Origin of the sequence: Tolypothrix campylonemoides VB511288_2, assembly GCF_045999855.1 — a bacterium.
Lineage (GTDB): Bacteria > Cyanobacteriota > Cyanobacteriia > Cyanobacteriales > Nostocaceae > Scytonema > Scytonema bouteillei_A.
Genome location: NZ_JBFPMW010000002.1, coordinates 765,765 through 784,151, shown reverse-complemented (window position 1 = coordinate 784,151; position 18,387 = coordinate 765,765). Strand labels below are relative to the sequence as shown.

The 18,387-nt window shown below is 42.3% G+C and carries 16 protein-coding genes; 9 read left to right on the top strand and 7 right to left on the bottom strand.

The annotated features are described in order from the left end of the window. Window positions 1–42: 42 nt before the first annotated feature. The 3 genes from AB0756_RS07835 (at window position 43) to AB0756_RS07825 (ending at window position 3,193) form a co-directional block, all read left to right on the top strand. Window positions 43–684: a nitroreductase family protein gene (locus AB0756_RS07835; protein WP_050046405.1), complete on the top strand. Its 642-nt coding sequence runs from the start codon at window positions 43–45 to the stop codon at window positions 682–684. A gap of 28 nt (window positions 685–712) precedes the next feature. After that, window positions 713–1,507 (top strand): SDR family oxidoreductase, encoded by a 795-nt coding sequence (locus AB0756_RS07830; protein ID WP_050046404.1) that lies wholly within the window; start codon window positions 713–715, stop codon window positions 1,505–1,507. Between the two features lie 174 nt (window positions 1,508–1,681). After that, a complete protein-coding gene (locus AB0756_RS07825) occupies window positions 1,682–3,193 on the top strand; it encodes an aldehyde dehydrogenase family protein (protein WP_038105972.1) in 1,512 nt (503 codons plus the stop codon). A gap of 152 nt (window positions 3,194–3,345) precedes the next feature. Here AB0756_RS07825 and AB0756_RS07820 read toward each other — a convergent pair whose 3' ends face one another. After that, a complete protein-coding gene (locus tag AB0756_RS07820) occupies window positions 3,346–4,287 on the bottom strand; it encodes a hypothetical protein (protein WP_050046403.1) in 942 nt (313 codons plus the stop codon). A 740-nt stretch (window positions 4,288–5,027) separates the two neighbouring features. On the opposite strand from AB0756_RS07820, the gene AB0756_RS07815 reads away from it, so the two are divergent. From AB0756_RS07815 to AB0756_RS07805, 3 genes are all read left to right on the top strand, one after another. Next, window positions 5,028–6,395, top strand: a complete 1,368-nt coding sequence (locus tag AB0756_RS07815; protein ID WP_038105970.1) for a cytochrome P450 — start codon at window positions 5,028–5,030, stop codon at window positions 6,393–6,395. A 121-nt stretch (window positions 6,396–6,516) separates the two neighbouring features. Next, the gene (locus AB0756_RS07810) at window positions 6,517–7,416 is read left to right on the top strand and encodes an AraC family transcriptional regulator (protein ID WP_082051822.1); all 900 of its coding nucleotides are present in this window, start codon (window positions 6,517–6,519) and stop codon (window positions 7,414–7,416) included. 105 nt (window positions 7,417–7,521) lie between these two features. Then, window positions 7,522–8,157 carry an antibiotic biosynthesis monooxygenase family protein gene (locus AB0756_RS07805; protein WP_162002272.1) on the top strand — a complete coding sequence of 212 codons (636 nt, stop codon included), beginning with the start codon at window positions 7,522–7,524 and terminating at the stop codon, window positions 8,155–8,157. Between the two features lie 189 nt (window positions 8,158–8,346). On the opposite strand, the gene AB0756_RS07800 is transcribed toward AB0756_RS07805, so the two are convergent. Then, window positions 8,347–9,441, bottom strand: a complete 1,095-nt coding sequence (locus AB0756_RS07800) for a glycoside hydrolase family 3 N-terminal domain-containing protein (RefSeq protein WP_038089097.1) — start codon at window positions 9,439–9,441, stop codon at window positions 8,347–8,349. Window positions 9,442–9,730: 289 nt separating this feature from the next. On the opposite strand from AB0756_RS07800, the gene AB0756_RS07795 reads away from it, so the two are divergent. Beyond that, the gene (locus tag AB0756_RS07795; protein WP_153021533.1) at window positions 9,731–9,907 is read left to right on the top strand and encodes a hypothetical protein; all 177 of its coding nucleotides are present in this window, start codon (window positions 9,731–9,733) and stop codon (window positions 9,905–9,907) included. Between the two features lie 234 nt (window positions 9,908–10,141). On the opposite strand, the gene AB0756_RS07790 is transcribed toward AB0756_RS07795, so the two are convergent. Beyond that, the gene (locus AB0756_RS07790) at window positions 10,142–11,065 is read right to left on the bottom strand and encodes an ankyrin repeat domain-containing protein (protein ID WP_038089042.1); all 924 of its coding nucleotides are present in this window, start codon (window positions 11,063–11,065) and stop codon (window positions 10,142–10,144) included. A 161-nt stretch (window positions 11,066–11,226) separates the two neighbouring features. Here AB0756_RS07790 and AB0756_RS07785 point away from each other — a divergent pair, with 161 nt between their 5' ends. Next, a complete protein-coding gene (locus AB0756_RS07785) occupies window positions 11,227–11,847 on the top strand; it encodes a hypothetical protein (protein ID WP_038089039.1) in 621 nt (206 codons plus the stop codon). 47 nt (window positions 11,848–11,894) lie between these two features. Here the strand turns inward: AB0756_RS07785 and rppB are convergent, their stop codons facing one another. The 4 genes from rppB to AB0756_RS07765 form a co-directional block, all read right to left on the bottom strand. Beyond that, window positions 11,895–13,196: a two-component system sensor histidine kinase RppB gene (gene rppB, locus AB0756_RS07780; RefSeq protein WP_038089036.1), complete on the bottom strand. Its 1,302-nt coding sequence runs from the start codon at window positions 13,194–13,196 to the stop codon at window positions 11,895–11,897. After that, window positions 13,183–13,887 (bottom strand): two-component system response regulator RppA, encoded by a 705-nt coding sequence (gene rppA / locus AB0756_RS07775; protein WP_038089032.1) that lies wholly within the window; start codon window positions 13,885–13,887, stop codon window positions 13,183–13,185. The genes rppB and rppA overlap by 14 nt, the downstream gene beginning before the upstream one ends. Before the next feature lie 63 nt (window positions 13,888–13,950). Further along, on the bottom strand, window positions 13,951–14,463 hold the full coding sequence (locus AB0756_RS07770) for a hypothetical protein (protein ID WP_038089030.1): 513 nt from the start codon (window positions 14,461–14,463) through the stop codon (window positions 13,951–13,953). A 1,327-nt stretch (window positions 14,464–15,790) separates the two neighbouring features. Next, a complete protein-coding gene (locus AB0756_RS07765) occupies window positions 15,791–17,719 on the bottom strand; it encodes an alpha-amylase family glycosyl hydrolase (protein ID WP_038089094.1) in 1,929 nt (642 codons plus the stop codon). 414 nt (window positions 17,720–18,133) lie between these two features. Between AB0756_RS07765 and AB0756_RS07760 the strand changes: the two genes are divergently transcribed. After that, window positions 18,134–18,334, top strand: a complete 201-nt coding sequence (locus AB0756_RS07760) for a hypothetical protein (protein WP_072040802.1) — start codon at window positions 18,134–18,136, stop codon at window positions 18,332–18,334. Window positions 18,335–18,387: the final 53 nt, after the last annotated feature.

Below are 18,387 nucleotides of genomic sequence, written 5' to 3'. Positions count from 1 at the left end.
TGAACAGGTTTCTATAGAGATAAGTAGGATTGAGGTACACGCATGATAAACAATGTTGTTAAAAACAGTTTGACCGCAGACAAAACATCGGATACCCAATATCCAATCGAAGAATTGCTAAAGCAACGCTGGAGCCCTCTGGCTTTCTCAGATCGACCAGTTGAGCCGGAAAAATTGTGCAGTGTCTTAGAAGCAGCACGATGGGCAGCTTCTTCTTTCAATGAACAACCTTGGAGCTTTATTGTTGCTACTAAAGACAACCAGACTGAATTTCATTGTCTATTGAACTGTTTAGCAGAAGGAAATCAAGAGTGGGCGAAAAATGCCCCGGTGCTAATAGTTTCTGTAGCAAAGCTTTACTTTGAGCGCAATGGTGTGGAAAACCGACACGCATTTCACGATGTCGGAACGGCAGAAGCCAACCTGGCAATTCAAGCAACTGCATTGGGTTTATTTATCCATCAAATGGCAGGGTTTGACGTACCCAAAGTACGAGAGGTGTACGACATTGCTGAAGGATACGAGCCAGTTGCGGCAATTGCACTGGGTTATTTAGGAGATCCACAAACTCTATCCCAGAGGCTGCTGCAACGAGAGTTAGCCCCCCGTACTCGCAAGCCCTTAGAAGAATTTGTTTTCTCCAGCAGGTGGAACCAGCGCTCACCACTGGTCAAGAGCCATTAAATACTCAACAGCGTGAAAGGAAATTACTATGGTTGCTACACACTCTCAAAGGGAGCAAATTTTAGACAATTACAAATTGATGAACAATCGCGTCGTTCTGATTACAGGAGCAAGTCGCGGGATTGGTGCAGCCACTGCTAAATTGCTAGGACGTCACGGTGCCGCCGTTGGTGTTAATTATTATGGCAGTGAAGAAGCGGCTGGGCAAGTGGTGAAAGCGATTGAGTCAGTTGGAGGTCAGGCGCTAGCCGTTAAAGCAGATGTTAAAGATCCTCAACAAGTGGAAGTCATGGTGCAACAGGTTGCAGAGGCGTTTGGTCTCATTGATACGCTAGTTATCAATGCCAATGCTGGGTTTCCTATTGCTCCCTTCATAGACTATCGCTGGGAAGACTTTGAAGCAAAACTGCTTGGAGAACTCAAAGGTGCTTTTTTTCCTTGCAAGGCAGTTGTGCCATCCATGATTGAACAAAACCGGGGTTCCATCATTGCAGTCAGCAGTGGACTGTCTCGCTATCCCGATCGGGGGTTCTCTGCCCATAGCACGGCAAAATCTGGATTAGATGCCTTTATAAAAAGCCTTGCATTAGAACTAGGTCCTCACGGAATTCGTGCTAATGTCGTAGCACCAGGATTGGTGCTGACTGATGCAACGGCTCAGTTACCACAAGAGCGCAAAGACGCTTCTGCTCAAATGGTTCCATTGAAACGAAATGCACTGCCAGAAGATATTGCAGGTGCAATTTTGTTGTTAGCGTCAGAGGAAGCGAGATTTATCTCAGGGGCGTATTTACCTGTTAGTGGTGGTCTTCAGATGCTTTGAGAGTATACAAACAGTACTTTCAATTGTGGAGTCTTGAACTTTTTCTTTATTGATGTGGAAGTACCTTAGACCCAGCCACGTGAGAGATATCGCACAACAACTTCTAGACCTATGCTTTGGTAGGAAAGCTGTTTTACACGTTTTTAATTAGGCGAGAGCAACGGAGATTTTTTAATGACTGCAACGACTTCTAACCGAACAACCCACGCAACTGATAATGCACCTGCTCCTTACACGGGGTTAGATCGCCTGTTTATCAGTGGACGTTGGATAGCGGGGCGCTCCGAACACAAAGTACGCCCAATCAACCCATACAGCCAAACTACAATTATGGAAATTCCGGCGGCAAATGAGCAAGACATTGATGATGCCTACCGGACAGCTAAGGAAGCTCAGGTGGAGTGGGCTAAAGCGTTGCCAAGTGAGCGATCGCGTGTCATGCAGCGTGCTGTTGAGATTATGGAAGCTCGTCGTGAAGAGATCGTTTCTTGGTTGATCCGCGAAGCAGGTAGCCCTCGCACGAAAGCAATGCTGGAATGGCAGGCAGCGCACGATCTCATGCAACAAGCGGTTGCAATTCCCTATCAGGCTGAAGGTCATTTACTGCCTTCTGATATACCTGGTAAGGAAAGCCGGGTGTATCGTCAACCTGTGGGTGTGGTGGGGGTCGTCAGCCCGTGGGATTTTGCCCTACATCTTGCCAATCGCTCGATTGCCCCTGCTCTCGCCTTGGGTAATGCAGTTGTGCAAAAACCGCCCTCCAATACCCCCATTTCTGGCGGTCTCATCCTTGCCAAGATCTATGAAGAAGCCGGACTGCCTGCTGGCGTATTTAGCGTGGTTGCAGGTCCAGCACATGAAATTGGCGATGTTTTTGTTGGTCATTCTATTCCGCGTGTAATTACTTTTACCGGATCGACCAAGGCAGGTCGGCATATTGGAAAGCAGGCAATGGACAGCCCGGTTATGAAACGTGTGTCGCTGGAACTGGGTGGAAACAGTCCGTTGGTGGTATTGGACGATGCCGATTTGGAGTTAGCAGTGAATGCTGCCGTATTTGGCAAATTCTTGAACCAGGGTCAGATCTGCATGAGTGTAAATCGATTGATTGTAGATCGGCGGGTGCATGATGAGTTTGTCGATCGCTTTGTCCATCGCGTCGGCAATTTAAAGATGGGGGACCCAAATGATGCAGATACCGTAATTGGTCCGATTGTCGATCGATCTCAGTTAGATTCACTCATGAAGCACATTCAAGCAGCACATCAGGATGGTGCGCGTCAACGGCTCGGTGGCGATCCGGACGGGCTAATGCTACCACCGCATATTTTTGTCGATGTTACCAATCAGATGTCCGTGGCACGGGAGGAGTTGTTTGGGCCTGTCGCCCCCATTATTAAAGTCCGTGATGAGGCAGAAGCTTTGCAAGTTGCCAACGACACCGAGTATGGCTTATCGAGTGCCGTGTTTACCCGCGATGAGCGACGGGGACTGCATTTTGCGTTGCAAATGGAAGCAGGGATGACGCACATTAACGATCAGACGGTCAACGATCTTCCGAATGCTCCCTTTGGTGGTGAGAAGAATAGCGGCATCGGACGGTTTGGTGGTAGTTGGGCAGTTGCAGAGTTCACGACCGATCGTTGGGTGACAGTGCAACGTACTCCGCGTACCTATGCCTTCTAATAACTTAACAGGTTTCTTGGTAGAGAAAACCGCGATCGCGTTGAGGCTCGTTACGATCGCGGCCGATAGTAACGACTAAGGGGACTTCAATCTGAAAAGGACCGTAGTGGACTTCCACGACATGGAATGTGTCTCATCCCCTAGCAATTGACTTAGAATCCTGAAAAGTTGTAGCCTACACCGATTACCAGCCCTACAGCAGTGTTATCAAAAGCCGTTACATTTACGGCAGCCGTTGCTGTAAATTGGGGTGTCAAAGGAACATCTACACCACCAGTGACTAGGAAATCAACTGAAGTGTCGTCACCAAACGATATGGCTGCTCCGGCTCCAAGGTAAGGAGCGACACTAAATCTACCTCCTCCTGGCACTCCTATAGGTAATAAATCGTATGTTACTGGAATCAGCAAGGTTGGATCATCGCTAACATAGAGACTGGGTCGCACAGAAAAAGATCTTGCAAGTCCAAGTTTGCTAAAGATAGCAAAGCTACCTTCGCCGAGAGCAGTGTCTCCTGAACCCAAACCAATGTTGCCACCAATCCCGAAATAGCTTGGTCCAGAACGGGTAGATCTTCCTGGCGAAACACCATTAGTATCTGGAGTAGTTCTGCCTGGAGTAGTTGTACCGGGTATGGTCTGACCTGGTGTAGTTGTGTCTGGAGTAGTGGTATCGGGTATAGTCTGACCTGGTGTAGTCGTGTCTGGGGTAGTTGTGCCTGGTGTAGTCGTGTCTGGAGTAGTGGTACCGGGTATGGTTTGACCTGGTGTAATTGTACCGGGCGTAGTCGTATCAGCTTGAGCCATAGTAGGAACTACACTTTTAGAGGGCTTAGCCAAGAGAGCAGAAGCAGAAGTCAGAGCCTTTCCTGGGATAGGCTTGGCAGCAGAATTAACAGCGATCGGACTGACTGGTTGAGCCAGCGTTGTAGTGGAATTAGATTGGGGCGCGGTTTTTGGAAAACTCAGCTTTTGATTTTCTACAGAAGCGATCGCCCGTGAATTGGCAGATTTTGCAGTCTCAGCTCGAGCTGATAACCCACTACTAAACACAATCGGCAGTATAGCGAGACTCAACAGAAAGGAAGTACGCATAATCATCTAGTAGATATTTGAATCTATGTTTAAGAAAGGCAATAGTCAAGATTGCGTGACAATATGTTCTAACAAATTTTGTGACTGTTAGAGGTTGAAAATCAGCGCTGTATAGTACAAGCATAAATCTTGCTAATCCACCTAACTTCCATCTAAAGAATGTCTCGAATTAGAAGCCAACTTGTGTTCTGGAATACAATGAATACTTTATCAAGAAAATTGATTTAAAATCACTTTAATTTGAAAATTAACAGCTTCTTGAAGATAAATTGAAATAACAAAGATTTACTTCAATTTTCATCCCTATCTAATTTTTTTACGTTAAAAGTATAACAAAAAATAGTTGTTTTGGGTTGAATAAAACCATCTTTTTACAAAAATATTGCAGGAAATACACAACTTAAAAGTTTTATAACTTATAAAATTTACATCTATTACTGCTTAATTTCTGCCTAAAAATACAAAAATATATAGATTGGTTTGAGGCACGAAATCTAACTAACGTTTACAGGCTTTTTTGAGTTTCACTATCGTTCAACCCTACTACAAAAATTCTCCACCCTTGCAGTATCGAATGTTAACTACCTTTAAATAGGCTAAATATTAAATTCATTTGTAAAATCCGATACTTTATTTTCTCACCCTATAGACTGAAACACTTTGGAGAGATAACAAAATTAAAAACGTTGGCTATCGTTACTGTGTTATGAAAGTCATTACAGTAGAACAGGAGGCAAAATATGTCCTATCAAAAAGAACGTCTACAAAATATCCCTCCTGGTCCGCAAGATGTGCCAATTATTGGAAGCTTACCTAATTTTCAAACAGACTCGCTCAATTTTTTACTGAATTTAAGACGCGAGTATGGTGATGTTGTGCGCTTTAGGTTAGGAACTCGCGTTTTGTATTTAGCCAGCCATCCCAATCATATCAAGCACGTACTTCAAGATAACAATAAGAATTACCGCAAAAGCTTTGGTTATCGTAGGCTAGAATCTTTTTTAGGTCAAGGTTTGCTGACCAGTGAAGATGATTTGTGGCGGCGCGAGCGCAAGTTAATGCAACCTGCATTTCACCGGGATCGGATTGGTGCTTTTTCTGAAACAATGACACATGCAATTCAAGCAATGCTGAAACGGTGGAAAGGTTTTGCCGAACGTGGTGAACCAATTAACATTACTAATGAAATGATGCGCCTTACCATAACAATCGTCTGTTGCACGCTATTTACTACTGATATTAGCGATGAAGCCAGCGATGTCGGACAAGCGCTCACGATTGTTCTCAGACACGCTAACAATCGCATTAGTTCTTTGTTTGCTCTACCAGAAAACTTTCCTACCGAAGAAAATGCTCGCTTCCAACAAGCACTCAAAACTCTGGATAGTGTTGTTTATGGCTTAATTAACGAGCGGCGACAGTCTGGTCAAGATACTGGCGACTTGCTATCGATGCTGGTGTTTGCTCGCGATGAAGAAACTGGCGAGACGATGAGCGAAAAACAACTTCGCGATGAGGTCATGACAATTTTCCTCGCCGGACATGAAACAACCGCGAATGCTTTGTCTTGGACTTGGTATTTGCTGTCTAAGCATCCAGAAGTGGAACGTCGTTTGTATGCCGAGTTGAGCGAGGTGCTTGGCGGACGTGTTCCCACTTTATTTGATTTAAAAAATTTAAAATACACTCAACAGGTGCTAAACGAATCGATGCGGTTGTATCCACCTGCTTGGGAAATCGGACGCGAAAGTATTGGTTCAGACAAATTTGACGACTATGATATTCCCGCCAATTCCACGGTTATTTTGAGTTCTTACGTGACTCATCGACATCCAGATTTTTGGGAGAATCCCGAAGGTTTTGACCCAGAACGGTTTTCGCCTCTAGCTTCTGCTGGTCGTCCGCAATATGCTTACTTTCCGTTTGGTGGTGGACCACGGACTTGTATTGGTAATAATTTTGCCTTAATGGAAGCCCAGTTAGCGATCGCTGACGTTGCCCAAAGGTATCGTTTAGAGCTAGTACCCGGTCATGTTGTGGTTCCACAACCAATGATAACTTTGCGACCACGCAACGGTATTTTCATGACTTTACGCCCGCGAAGTTAGGCATTGGAACTGAAGTATTATGCTCTTGATGACTTTTTTGTTCCTGTTTTGCGATTGCTCATTTGTCCAAAGTCCAATCTTTACGTTAAATTGTTAGAGTGAACAGCATAGCTTCCTGATAATGGCTTCTGTGAATGAGCTACCGCTAGTAGATTTGACTAGATATCCTCATCCTGCGTTATCCGAGCATCCTATCTTGTCAAGTGAGCGATCGGGATGGCGAGGAATGTTTTTCAATCACTACGGTCACCCTGCTCATAAAAGCCCGGAATTTCAGTGTACGCAACACATTATTGGAATTACAGGGAGCGGGCATTCCATTGCGTCAGAGCATCGGATTGATGGTCGGGCGTACACTCGTTACTGCCAGCCAGGTGAAGTGCTTTTCATTCCTGCTGAAGTCCGGTATTCATCTAATTGGCAACAGGCAGGAAATTTTTCCTTAATTGGCTTTTTTCCCAAGTTTTTTGAGCAAATCGTCCATGAATCTGTTCGAGTCAGGCGGGTTGAACTGATTCCCCAGATTGGTCTAGTCGATCCCTTCGTTCAGCAAGTTGGGCTTGCTCTTAAGACTGATGTGGAAGCAGGACATCCAGCAGGAAGAGTCTTTGGTGAATCTTTGGCAACTGGGTTAGTTATTCACTTCCTCAAGAATTACTCGGTTTGGCAACCACAGTTTTCCTCTCATTCAGAAGGTCGTTTATCAGAGCAGCAATTGCAGAAAGTCGCGGACTACGTCCACGATCGCCTCAACCAGGATATTTCCTTGTCAGAGATGGCGGGAGTGTTGAACTTAAGCCAGTATCACTTCTGTCGTTTGTTTAAGCAGTCAACGGGCGTAACTCCCCATCAATATTTGACTCGATACAGGATTGACCGAGCAAAACAGCTGTTGTTAAATACGGAACTAACGATTACAGAAATTACCTTTGAACTTGGTTTCAACAATCACAGTTCTTTTACTCGCCTCTTCAAACAGTACACTGGCGTGACGCCAAAGACGTTTAGGGCGTCGCGGTAACGATCGCAGCAAGATTTGCACAGAGGAAGCAAAACTTGTCAAGCATTGGGTGAGGGGCGATCGCTACACTCAGCGTATTCCACTATTTCAATGGGAAAAACGCTAATGATGGCACCCTTAACAATCAATCCTGATGTTGCTACCTTTATTAATGTATTTACGGTCGAACCGTTCAGACAGAACGTACTTGTCAATCGCATTAAGTTTGATGCAGAAACTACGATCTGCAAACAGGCGGGATTTATCAGGGCGATTGTCCACCGCAGTTTAGATGGCTCTAAAGTAGTGAACCTTGTGCAATGGGAAAGTGTGGAAGCAAGCAGGGCAATTCACCATAATCCAGATATTGCTGCTAGTTTTGCCAGCTACCAAGAGCTTGGTGTTCGGATGGATTTGCGCTATTACGAAACGGCATTAATGACAGCACAGCCTTTTACGATCCAAACTCACGATGGTTTAATGGCTCAAATCGACGTACTGCAGGTAGCACCAGACGATCCGCAACTCCTGCTCGAATACGCGAGACAACACTCCAATCCGGCGATCGCTTCAGCAGACGATCGCTCAACCGTTTGGTTTCGGAGCCTTGATGGTATTCGCGTGATTCGCTTTAGCTACTCACAAGGAAGCAACCACAATGAGAACACTCAAGTTTTTGCAACGGAAAATTGGATTGAGCAAGTCACTTCTCATTGTTACCAGGTTGAGTTTGTGATAACGAAGCAGAGTTTATTGGTTTGAACTAATTTTTTAATTCCAGCAGTCATTCCCGATCTTTTTCCTCTGCGCTCAAGTGCGTACTCTGCAGTTCAAAAATAATTTATTTAACTGCAGAGACGCTGAGGACGCAGAAATTTGGAGATATGATACCGACGCAATCCTTTGCATATTGTCGGCATATTCTAACATATACAGCCCAAAGGCGAGAGTTTAATGGGATTGAAACGAGCAAGCGATCGCAAGTTCAGAGTGTTGTAAAAGTGTATTGCGATCGAGACAATAGGGTTTGTATTGTGGAGTTGCAGCGAGTAGTTTCTCAATTCTCACTCGAGCTGCTTCAACTACCGATTCAGAGAGACTACCACTCTCAAGAGAGTCTGAAAAATCTCGCCCAATCTTGTGGATTCGTTCTGAGGATGAGGAAGGAAGGTTGCGAGATACGATTAATAGATCGCAGCCAGCATGAAAAGTTTGTCCCACAGTTCCACTTTGAGTATACATATCTGAGACAGCTTTCATATCCAAATCGTCAGACACAACTACCCCCTCAAAACCCAATTCCTCTCGAAGAATACCGTGCAGAATTGGTTTTGATAGGGTAGCTGGGACATTTGGATCTATTTTGGAAAACAAGATATGAGCAGTCATCATAATGGGAACTTGCTTTTCAATCAGTGCTTTGAAGGTGATCAGTTCGCGATTTCGCAGTTCCTCTATAGATAAATTGAGAGTCGGTAACTCTAAGTGAGAATCAGTGCTGGTGTCGCCATGACCTGGGAAATGTTTGGCACATCCAATAATTCCTGAGTCTTGCAGACCAAGGTAGTAATCAATAATACCTTGAGCAGCCATTTGCGGAGTTTCTCCAAAAGCGCGAGGTCCAATAACTGGGTTGTTGGAATTGGAAAAAATATCGGCGACAGGAGACCAAGAGACATTAATTCCCAAAGATTTCAGTTCTACTCCTGTGGCTGCTGCGATTTCACGGGATTTAGATTTGTAAAGTAAGGCATGAGGAAATCGGGTTAGGGGTGGTGGGGTGCGATGGACTCGACCACCTTCATGGTCTAGGGTGAGAAACATTGAATCGCGATCGCTGTACTGCTTTATTTGGTCTATCAACTCACTAAAGCTTTGCAACCACACTTCATAAGGAGCATCGTAACGAAAGTTCTTTTGAAAGAAAATAACTCCAACTGGTTTTAACTCATTCAGTATCCGCTTATCATCATCATTGAGCGTAGTTCCAGAAATACCAACGATCAGATGATTTCCAAAACGTTGAAGTTTTTGTGTGACTGCCATTTTTCCTCCTAACAACTGTACAAATGAGGACGGGTAAGGATACCCATCCCACAAGAATCTAATTTAATTCAGTTATGTAAATTTAATTTTTAGGTGAGTTCGCCTGAATCTAAGTTCAGTTTAATCGCTTAAATCATTTTGGTACTTTTGTAACAGTGTCTGAATCAACTGAGATGAAGCTCAAAAGGTGGTTTGCTGGAGACAGTTAATCGATATCAGTCAAAGATAAAAAATTGGTGATGTATCCGAAACTACAATCATTAATAATTCAGCTTTCCTTCTTGTCGCAGTGGCTCGTGAGTTTGGCGATCGCGCCCGCAATCTGTTTCGTGATACTGTCAATCAACACCTTATTATTTTGACAAATGCATCACCTTCTAAGTGCGTAGACCCCCTATCTGATGCCTACGGTGTACACACATTTTTAGAGATCTCCCTAAAACCTCCGATAAATTGGGGGACTTGAAAAATTTCCCCCCTTTTTAAGGGGGGTTAGGGGGGATCGAAACCGCAAGAATGCACTTTAGAAGACTTGTGTACACCACCGTAGCTATCTGATGCTGGAAGGATGACCTTGCAAGTGCTGATTTTGATTAAAAAGCTGGTAGCGAAATTTCCGCAGTGGTCATTGGTAGTTGATGGGGTGCTGGTAGAGTGGGATGGGTAGCGGTCGTTTCACCAATAATATCGACTACCTTAGTTAATTTTCCATTGCTCCATAGCTTTCTAAAAGTTGAATTATTTCTGACAACTTGGTGTCATCCCAAAAACCTTGTTTGCTTAATTCTTCTGCAACTGCAAGAGCAGTAAAGTTATTTTCATCTTTTGCATTAAAGTCAGCACCAAGTTCAAGTAATTGCCGAACAGCTTTTGTATTTAACTTAAAGACTGCTAACATTAAAACAGTTTCACCTTGGCTAGAACTGCTATTAATATCTGCTCCAGCTTCAAGTAATGCTTGGAATATTTCATGGCTAATTTTCGCAGAATTTAAAGCAATCATTAGCGGTGTATATCCCTGTATACTCTCTTCTTTAAGATTAGGATTAGCACCAGCTTCTAATAAAATACGAACAACTGATAATTGATTATTTCTTATAGCTTTATGCAATGCTGCTTCACCATTAGAGCTAATTGCATTTACATCTATGCCTTGAGAAATTGCATTAGAAACAACATTAATATTCCCGAAGAAAGCATCATCAACAAATGCTTCAACAGCATAGTTGTTCTTTTTTTGATGATAAATAAACCATTTCGGTAATGATTTTTCTGAGATTTCCCGAAGTTCGGGAGATGTTAATGGTGCTAAGTAATCAAAAGCCTCTTGCCAAGCCATACGAGTAGCAATTTGTAAAGCAAAGTCGTAACCGCCATCTACCGCATTAACATCTGCGCCTGCTTCAACCAAAAGTTTAACATAATCAATATTACCAACCTCAACAAGGCACATTAATATAGTTTTTCCATCTTCATCTTTTTCATTTATATCTAAACAACTAGTTTCCATTAAATTATTAAATACTTCTAATACAGCTTGACAATATATTTCTTCATCTTCTATACATTGTTTTGTTTTTATATACTCTTTTATCTTCTTATCAACTAATTCAAAAAAAAACATATTTGATTTCAGTACTTAAAAATTACTAAAAAACTATATATATGAAAATATTTTTCAACAAAAAGTAATATTTCCATATAAGGTTTGGACTGGGTGGATAGAGTCATGTGCAGTTATGATAGATAGCGCCAGAAAATATAGTTATTGAGACGGTAGTCAATATGACATCAAGTATATTGAATGATAACAACGCTGTTGAAGTAGATGGCGTCCGTTTTGAAACTATAGTGCTGGAGCCAGTGTTCAACGTACCAAAAAGAACCTTGGTGCAGAAACTGCTGTGCGTATTACAACCTTTATTACCAATACCACCTGGGTATTTTTCCCCTAGATATTCTGTAAAGATTGGTATTCGTATTACTAATAACACCCCAACTCCTCTTCGATTTAGCTTGTATTTCACCTTGTTTCCGGAAATTGTGAGTGTAGATAGTCCAGATAGTCCAATTTCCTTTGAAGGGGGCTGTATTAGCCCCAGAGCGCCCTTAGAATCTGATTTTCCTTTTGTCATACCTGGAGAAAGTGTGGCCTTCTTTCCTAATGCAGAAATCTTTTGGATTTGGGGCGAAAGGCTTGGACTTAGCATGGATAGCGGAGAAGGTGGTAAATGGATTTTTCAACCTTTTAAGCTTGGTAATTATCAGTTCCGGTTTACGTATAACAATCTAAAGGCAATGGTAACAATGTACGGTTCTGTGAGTACAGATACAAAGTTAATAGAAGGACTCTGGACGGGTCAAGTAACAACTCCCCTTGTGGATTTACATTTAGTCCATCTGTAAAGTGAAAGTTAACTAAGCTCACTTACTATTTGGGAATTAGGTGAAAATTAAGTTAAAGGTAATTGAACCGTAAAAATACTGCCTTTTCCCAACTCACTTTGTACGCTCAAGCTACCTTTATGTGCTTGTACGATCGCCTGTGCGATCGCTAATCCCAATCCAGAACCGCCCGTGCTGCGAGAGCGATCGCTATTCACTCGATAAAATCTGTCAAAAATTCGTTTGTGTTCGTGAGGTGCAATCCCTATTCCACTATCTTGAACTTGAATTATGGCATGACAGCTATCACTATCCAAAATAACCTGAACTTGACCGCCAATTGGCGTGTATTGAATGCCATTCACAATCAAATTAGAAACCAAACGATAAATTTGCTCCTCATTACCGATTGCATGCAAAATTTGCTGTTTTCGGACTTCAGATTTCAAATGAATTTGAGATGCGATCGCCAAAGCTGCCAGCTCCTCAATTAAATCATCCACAATGTCATTAAGACAACAACGCTCTCGTTTTACCGACACAGCTTGTCTATCCATGCGAGCTAGTAGAAGCAAATCGGTCACCAAAGCCGTTAAACGCTGATTTTGACGCTGTACAGTTGTTAATATATCCCGTGCTTCTTTGTCATCCAAATCACTCATTAACAGCGCAGACTCCACCGTTGCTTGTGTTGCAGCTAAAGGTGTTCGTAACTCGTGAGCTGCATCCGCCGTAAATTGTTCTACTTGCCTGTAAGATTTGTATATTGGTAGCATTGCCAATTCAGACAACCACCAGCTTGCACCACCTACCAAAATCATCGCCAATGGCAATCCCAATAATAAAGCTAACCTCACATTAGCTAAGTAGCGATCCACATCTTGAAGACTGCGCCCCATTTGCATATGTCCCCAAGGTTGACGATCCCTGGTATGCAGCTCTAGAGAAATCTGATGATAGCGATTTCCGCTTGCATCTGTAAGAGTTTTCCAGACGATATCACCAGGGGTTACAGGTAACTTTTCCGGTTCAAAACCAGCAGTAGCAACAACCCGTCCGGAACGATCTAGCAACCGGACGTAGTAATTACCTTGGTGAACCGCACCCAGAATGTGGCGTTTTGGTTCTGGTTCTGGCAAAAGCTGTCGGGCGGATGGTTCGAGACGTTCTGGTTGCTTCAACTCATTTTCAACACTGTCGTGTAAAGTTCCAGCAACAGTTTCCAATTCCCGATTCACAGTTTCCCAGTGAGCATGAACGATGGCTTCGTATACCCCCAAGCCGCACAAACTCAGTATGAAGCCCATAACTACAGCATACCAGCCAGCCAGCCGCAAACGAGTTTGAGTAAAAAGCTTATGTTGGTTCATCGGTTGTATTGAGACGGTAACCCTTACCATGAACCGTTTCAATGATATGGGTACTATCGACTTGTGCTAGTTGTCGTCTCAGCAGACGTATTTGTGCGGCAACAACATTACTTATAGTATCTGCATTCGCCTCCCAAAGCTGATTGCGAATTTGGTCGGTTGTTACAATTTGGTTGGGATGCTTCATAAAATATTCTAAGAGTTGAAATTCCTTATTAGTTAAAAGAATTTCTTTTTTGTTACCATTTGCCGTCGAACAGTAAACAGTACGATCGCCATAATCTAACGTTAGGTTAGCAACCTGTAATTGTTGAGGTTGAAACTGAGGAGAACGTCGCTGTAAAGCACGCAATCTTGCTAACAATTCTGCCATCCCAAAGGGCTTGACCAAATAATCATCTGCACCTGCATCCAGCCCGGTGACTTTGTCTTCCATACTGTCTTTAGCAGTTAGCATCAACACAGGTAAAGAATTCTTTTTAGCCCGCAACCGCTTGCACAACTCGATTCCCGACAATCCAGGAAGCAACCAGTCAAAGATTGCGAGAGTATATTGCGTCCAACCTCGTTCGAGATAATCCCATGCTTCGGAACCATCCATCACCCAGTCTACAACATACTTTTCCTGGTTGAGAACTCGCTTCATCGCAGCGCCTAAATCTGGTTCATCTTCTACTAGTAAAAGTCTCATATTCTTTAATTAGTTGTTGGTTGTTAGTGGTTAGTTGGCTACTAACCACTAACCACTATCATCTTATTTATTAAATGTAAAACGTCCATCTACTTTTTTACCACCAATATTAGATGTAACTCTTACTTGATATTGACCCGTTGCCTTTTCTGCAAGCATTCCTTCGTAGTGTTTTCCACTTGCATCATAGGTGAGGGGAATTGTCTTTTGCGTCCCGTCTGGTAACTGAACTAAGGCTGTTACTTTGGCATTAGTAATTGCTTCGTGATTATCTCCTTTTTGCAGGTAAAAATCTAAGTGTGTTCCATTCGCTTCGTTTAAAGGAACAAATTCCAAGTGATAAGCTCCTGTTTCTACAATTGTTCCCCCATGAGATTTGCCATGTTGCTCTTCTGTTTTTTTGGCTGCTGTAGCTGAGGCTGTAGGAATGGATTGCTGGTTGTTTGAGGTCGTGCTAGTCTGACTTTTTGCTGTAGAAGATTCTGAATCAGTGGAGCGATTGCTATTGCTGCATGCTGCTAGAAATAACATTCCTATAAGCCCTAGAAGAATAAGTTTGGATTTTAATGATTTCATTACAGACTTCCTTGTTGAATTTGAAAAAATAATAGTTATAAGCTTTCTAAAATACTTATGTTTTCCCCATGTAGTCTTATATAATTTGAGCAATAGCAAACAAAAATCTAGCAAGCATTTCCCACTAGAATACATCCCTTCCTACAATTAAATGAGACTCTGACACAACCTACTATCAGTTTTACAAAGAGAAATGAAATTAAGATGAAATTAAACAACACGATCTACGAGGTTGTTTGAAAAGTGATTTGCTGTGTTTTTAGTACCTATCGCTCCTCCCTGACCCGAATACGGCAATTGGTCGGGATGACGCAACCAAAGCAAAACCTACAGTGGCGAGTACTGGGGGTTTTGGGTTGCGATTCTTGTTTCACCGCGATCGCTTTTATCTGGAATATGTAGAATGGTGTATATTTTTTCTACAAGTCCGCAAAGTCCAAGTACATCACTTGTCTTGAAGAATGAACCTATCGGGTCAGCAGCGCGAACATTCTGCCTTCACCTGTAGACTGTCAAGTGCTATTCTGACTGTTTGCTGTTCCCCAACTTCTCGAATTTTAGAAAAAATTTTACCTGTTGGATGTCTAATGAAGTCCGATAGTGTATTGGTACCCTTGTAAGTAAGAGTAATACATTTTAAAGTTCAATTTTTTGTATATTCAAATCCAGTCAATTTTGTGACATCACACAACCTTCCTAGTTTTAAGATTGTCCAATGTTCAGGAATTTTACTTAATCATTCAGCTATTATTCCTAAATGGTCTATATTTAGGACTTTTATTGCTTCTATTGGCTCATTCATCGTTTTTTCCACATAGCTACCTAACTCGATTATTTTATACCAAAAAAGTCTGTAATAATTACTAGTCAATCATTACAAGCTTTTATTTTTAAAATTCATAATTATTAAATCCGCTTTAATCTGTGCGGAATGTGGGATAAAAACCTTAGTAGGTAAGATTTTGAGTTGAGCCTCCTGATTCTCAATAGTGCCAGTATATTGATAGAGGTTGAACGAAAATCAAGGATTTCAAAAAATCATTTTCCGTTCTTTTCCGTCCATTTGATTCCCAACTCGACTTGTGTACACCACCGTAAGCCTTAAAAAGGGGGGAAATACTCTCAAAGTCCTTTCTTCAATAGTGCATTCATTGCGGTTTCGATCCCCCCTAACCCCCCTTAAAAAAGGGGGGAACTGAATTCCAATTCTCCCTTTTCACTATGTTTCATCTCTTTTCTAGAGATCTGTACACCACCGTAGCTAAAAAAGGGGGGAAATACTCTCAAAGTCCTTTTGCCCTCTGCCTTTCTTCGGTAAAACTTAGACTTAAGATTCTCGTCCTGAAGCCCAAGTATCGCGCCACTTAACAGTACCTTCTTTGGCAATAACCCAACGGCGAGTCATGAGATTTTCTCGAAGGGGGGAAGTTCCTTCTCTCAACATCGCGTATTTATAGCTGATGAGCTTACCAGCGCTTTCATTAAAGGGAATTTCGGCAAACCACGTGTTTTCGTTTATGTATTCCAAAGGATATGCTTTGGCGATATCCCAATTGCCCAATTCCGGACAGTCACCAATGACTACGATTCTTTCACCTAGTTGAGTACGCACTCCGTTAAGCTGTGCGCGTACAATAGTTTGCCCTTTGACTCGCTCTCCAACACGGCTGAGTACAATTACACCGTGTTCTTCTAGTTGTAGGTCATAAATTTTACCATCTTTAACTTCATACTTATTGCGAGTCATGACACAGGTATGTTCTCCATCAGGTAAGTCTGTAGCAACTTCTGGTATGGTCGTAGAACCACCTCTATTGAGTGCAACAAAGCACACTGAGTCACGATAGCGGCGTACATAACAGTAAATATCAGGGGTGATGTATTTTTCCCACTGGCTACCCATTGATAAAGCAGGATTGAGTCGCCGCAAACCAGATAGTAACCTGATATAACGATATATTTCCGTATCTATATCCCACTTATCCATCATCGGGCGGTTGTAGGGATCGTTACCGCCATTGGTATCGTCGTGAAGATATTGTTCCGTACCGTAATAGATACAGGGAATACCGCGAGAGGTCATAATGAGGACAGTTGCTAGCATTAACCTCGCTGGATCGGAATTCAACGATTGGAAGCGGGGCATATCGTGATTGTCAATGAAGGTGATGAGTTCTGTCGCCCCGCTGTACCGATAATCTAAATCAAAAATGTCTTTAATTAGATAAAATCCCGCTTCAGCACTTTCACCTAAAGCTTGCCTAATAGCGACACACAGCCCAAAATCTAAAATAGTCATTCCAGAGTTGTTGGCAAACTCTACAGAGCGATCGTCTTGGGGATGGCTGTAAATCCACTCGCCAAAAATAAACACATCTGGTTTGTGATTGTACATATCACCAGTAAATTCTTGCCAAAACCAGATGGGCATATGCTTGACAGTATCGACTCGCAGTGCATCAACACCCCGATCCAACCATTGTTTAATTGCTGCTTTGATATAGCTGCGGTATTCGATATTGTTTTCATTAAAGGTTGCTAGACCTGCAAGTTCGCAGTTTTGCACTTGCCATTCATTTTCCCAATCTTGTACTTCACCATAATGGTGATACCAGTGAGCTTCATCATCGTTAAAGTCAGCAATTTTGACTCCATCGTCGTATAGTTCGCCTTTACGACCACTGATATCGGGGCTACTGTGGTTGCAAACTATATCTAGCACTAGCTTCATCTTACGCTTGTGCAGTTCCTCAATCAACTTGTCAAATGTTGTATTTCTTGTTTCCTGCGTTTTGTTTAAAGACGGTTCTTCCCCCGTAGCAATAAATCGAGGATTTATCCGCTTAAAATCCCTTGTCCAATAGCCATGCATGGCTGCATTGCCTACAAATAAGTCTTCTACTTGCTCAAATAAAGGAGTTAACCAGATTGCAGTCACTCCCATGTTTTTCAAATAATCTAATTTGTCGATCACACCCTGTAAGTCACCACCCCAGTATTTTCCCCAATCCTGTTTGGTAGGATCGTACAGTTCTGCATTAGCACCTGTACTATTTTCTAAATCACCATCATAAAAGCGATCGACGACAATAAAGTAAAGAGTTTCCTGACGAAACTCAATATCCCTAGTAAACAGAAATTCCAGGTCAATTTCTGTCTCTGATGGTGTTGTTTCAATAATGGCAGAGACTTCTGCACCAGCATCATCTACTTTGTACTGCTCTTCGGAAAATAATGAGGGAGGGGTGTTTACCATTTTGAAGAACCGATCTCTAAATTTACAGGTAGCTATATCCGCAAACAATGTTATCTATAAAACATTGATTGAGTATGTGTTGACAGTATTATCTAATCTATCTTTGGGTTTAACTATCTATCTTTAGGAGTACCAGTATAATGCTGTTTTGATAATAGGGAGTAGGGATCTCCTCGTTTCCAGATCGCTGCAAGGGAGTAGCTCCTCAACCTACGTTTTTAAATTGCAATAAAAGTTGCATATTTTAATTAAAGACTATAGTAAAGTCACTGATTTAATGAAGTTACGTGTACTTTCACTAACTATGTAGCTTTCAATAAAGAATTGTATGTGTTCGCAAACAGGAGCCTCTTTCAGTTCATATACTAAATACATTCTCATAGTTTGCTCTGCGGAGCATTTGGAGGTCCTAAAATGGTTCACACATACGAAGTATTAGTCGATACTAGAGAATGTCTTGACCAATTACACAGTACCTTTCAAAGCGAGACAACACGTTACGAAATAGACGCTGAATCAAAATTCAAAGCTAATGCTATGGCACGCATTCAGGCTAGAAGCGAGCGTCCACAGTGTACTGAATATGATGTTAGGGTAACAAGGCTTTTAAAATAAAGCAAATAAAATTTTTAATGTGTTGTAAAACTCCGTCTGTATTTTAAAGCTTC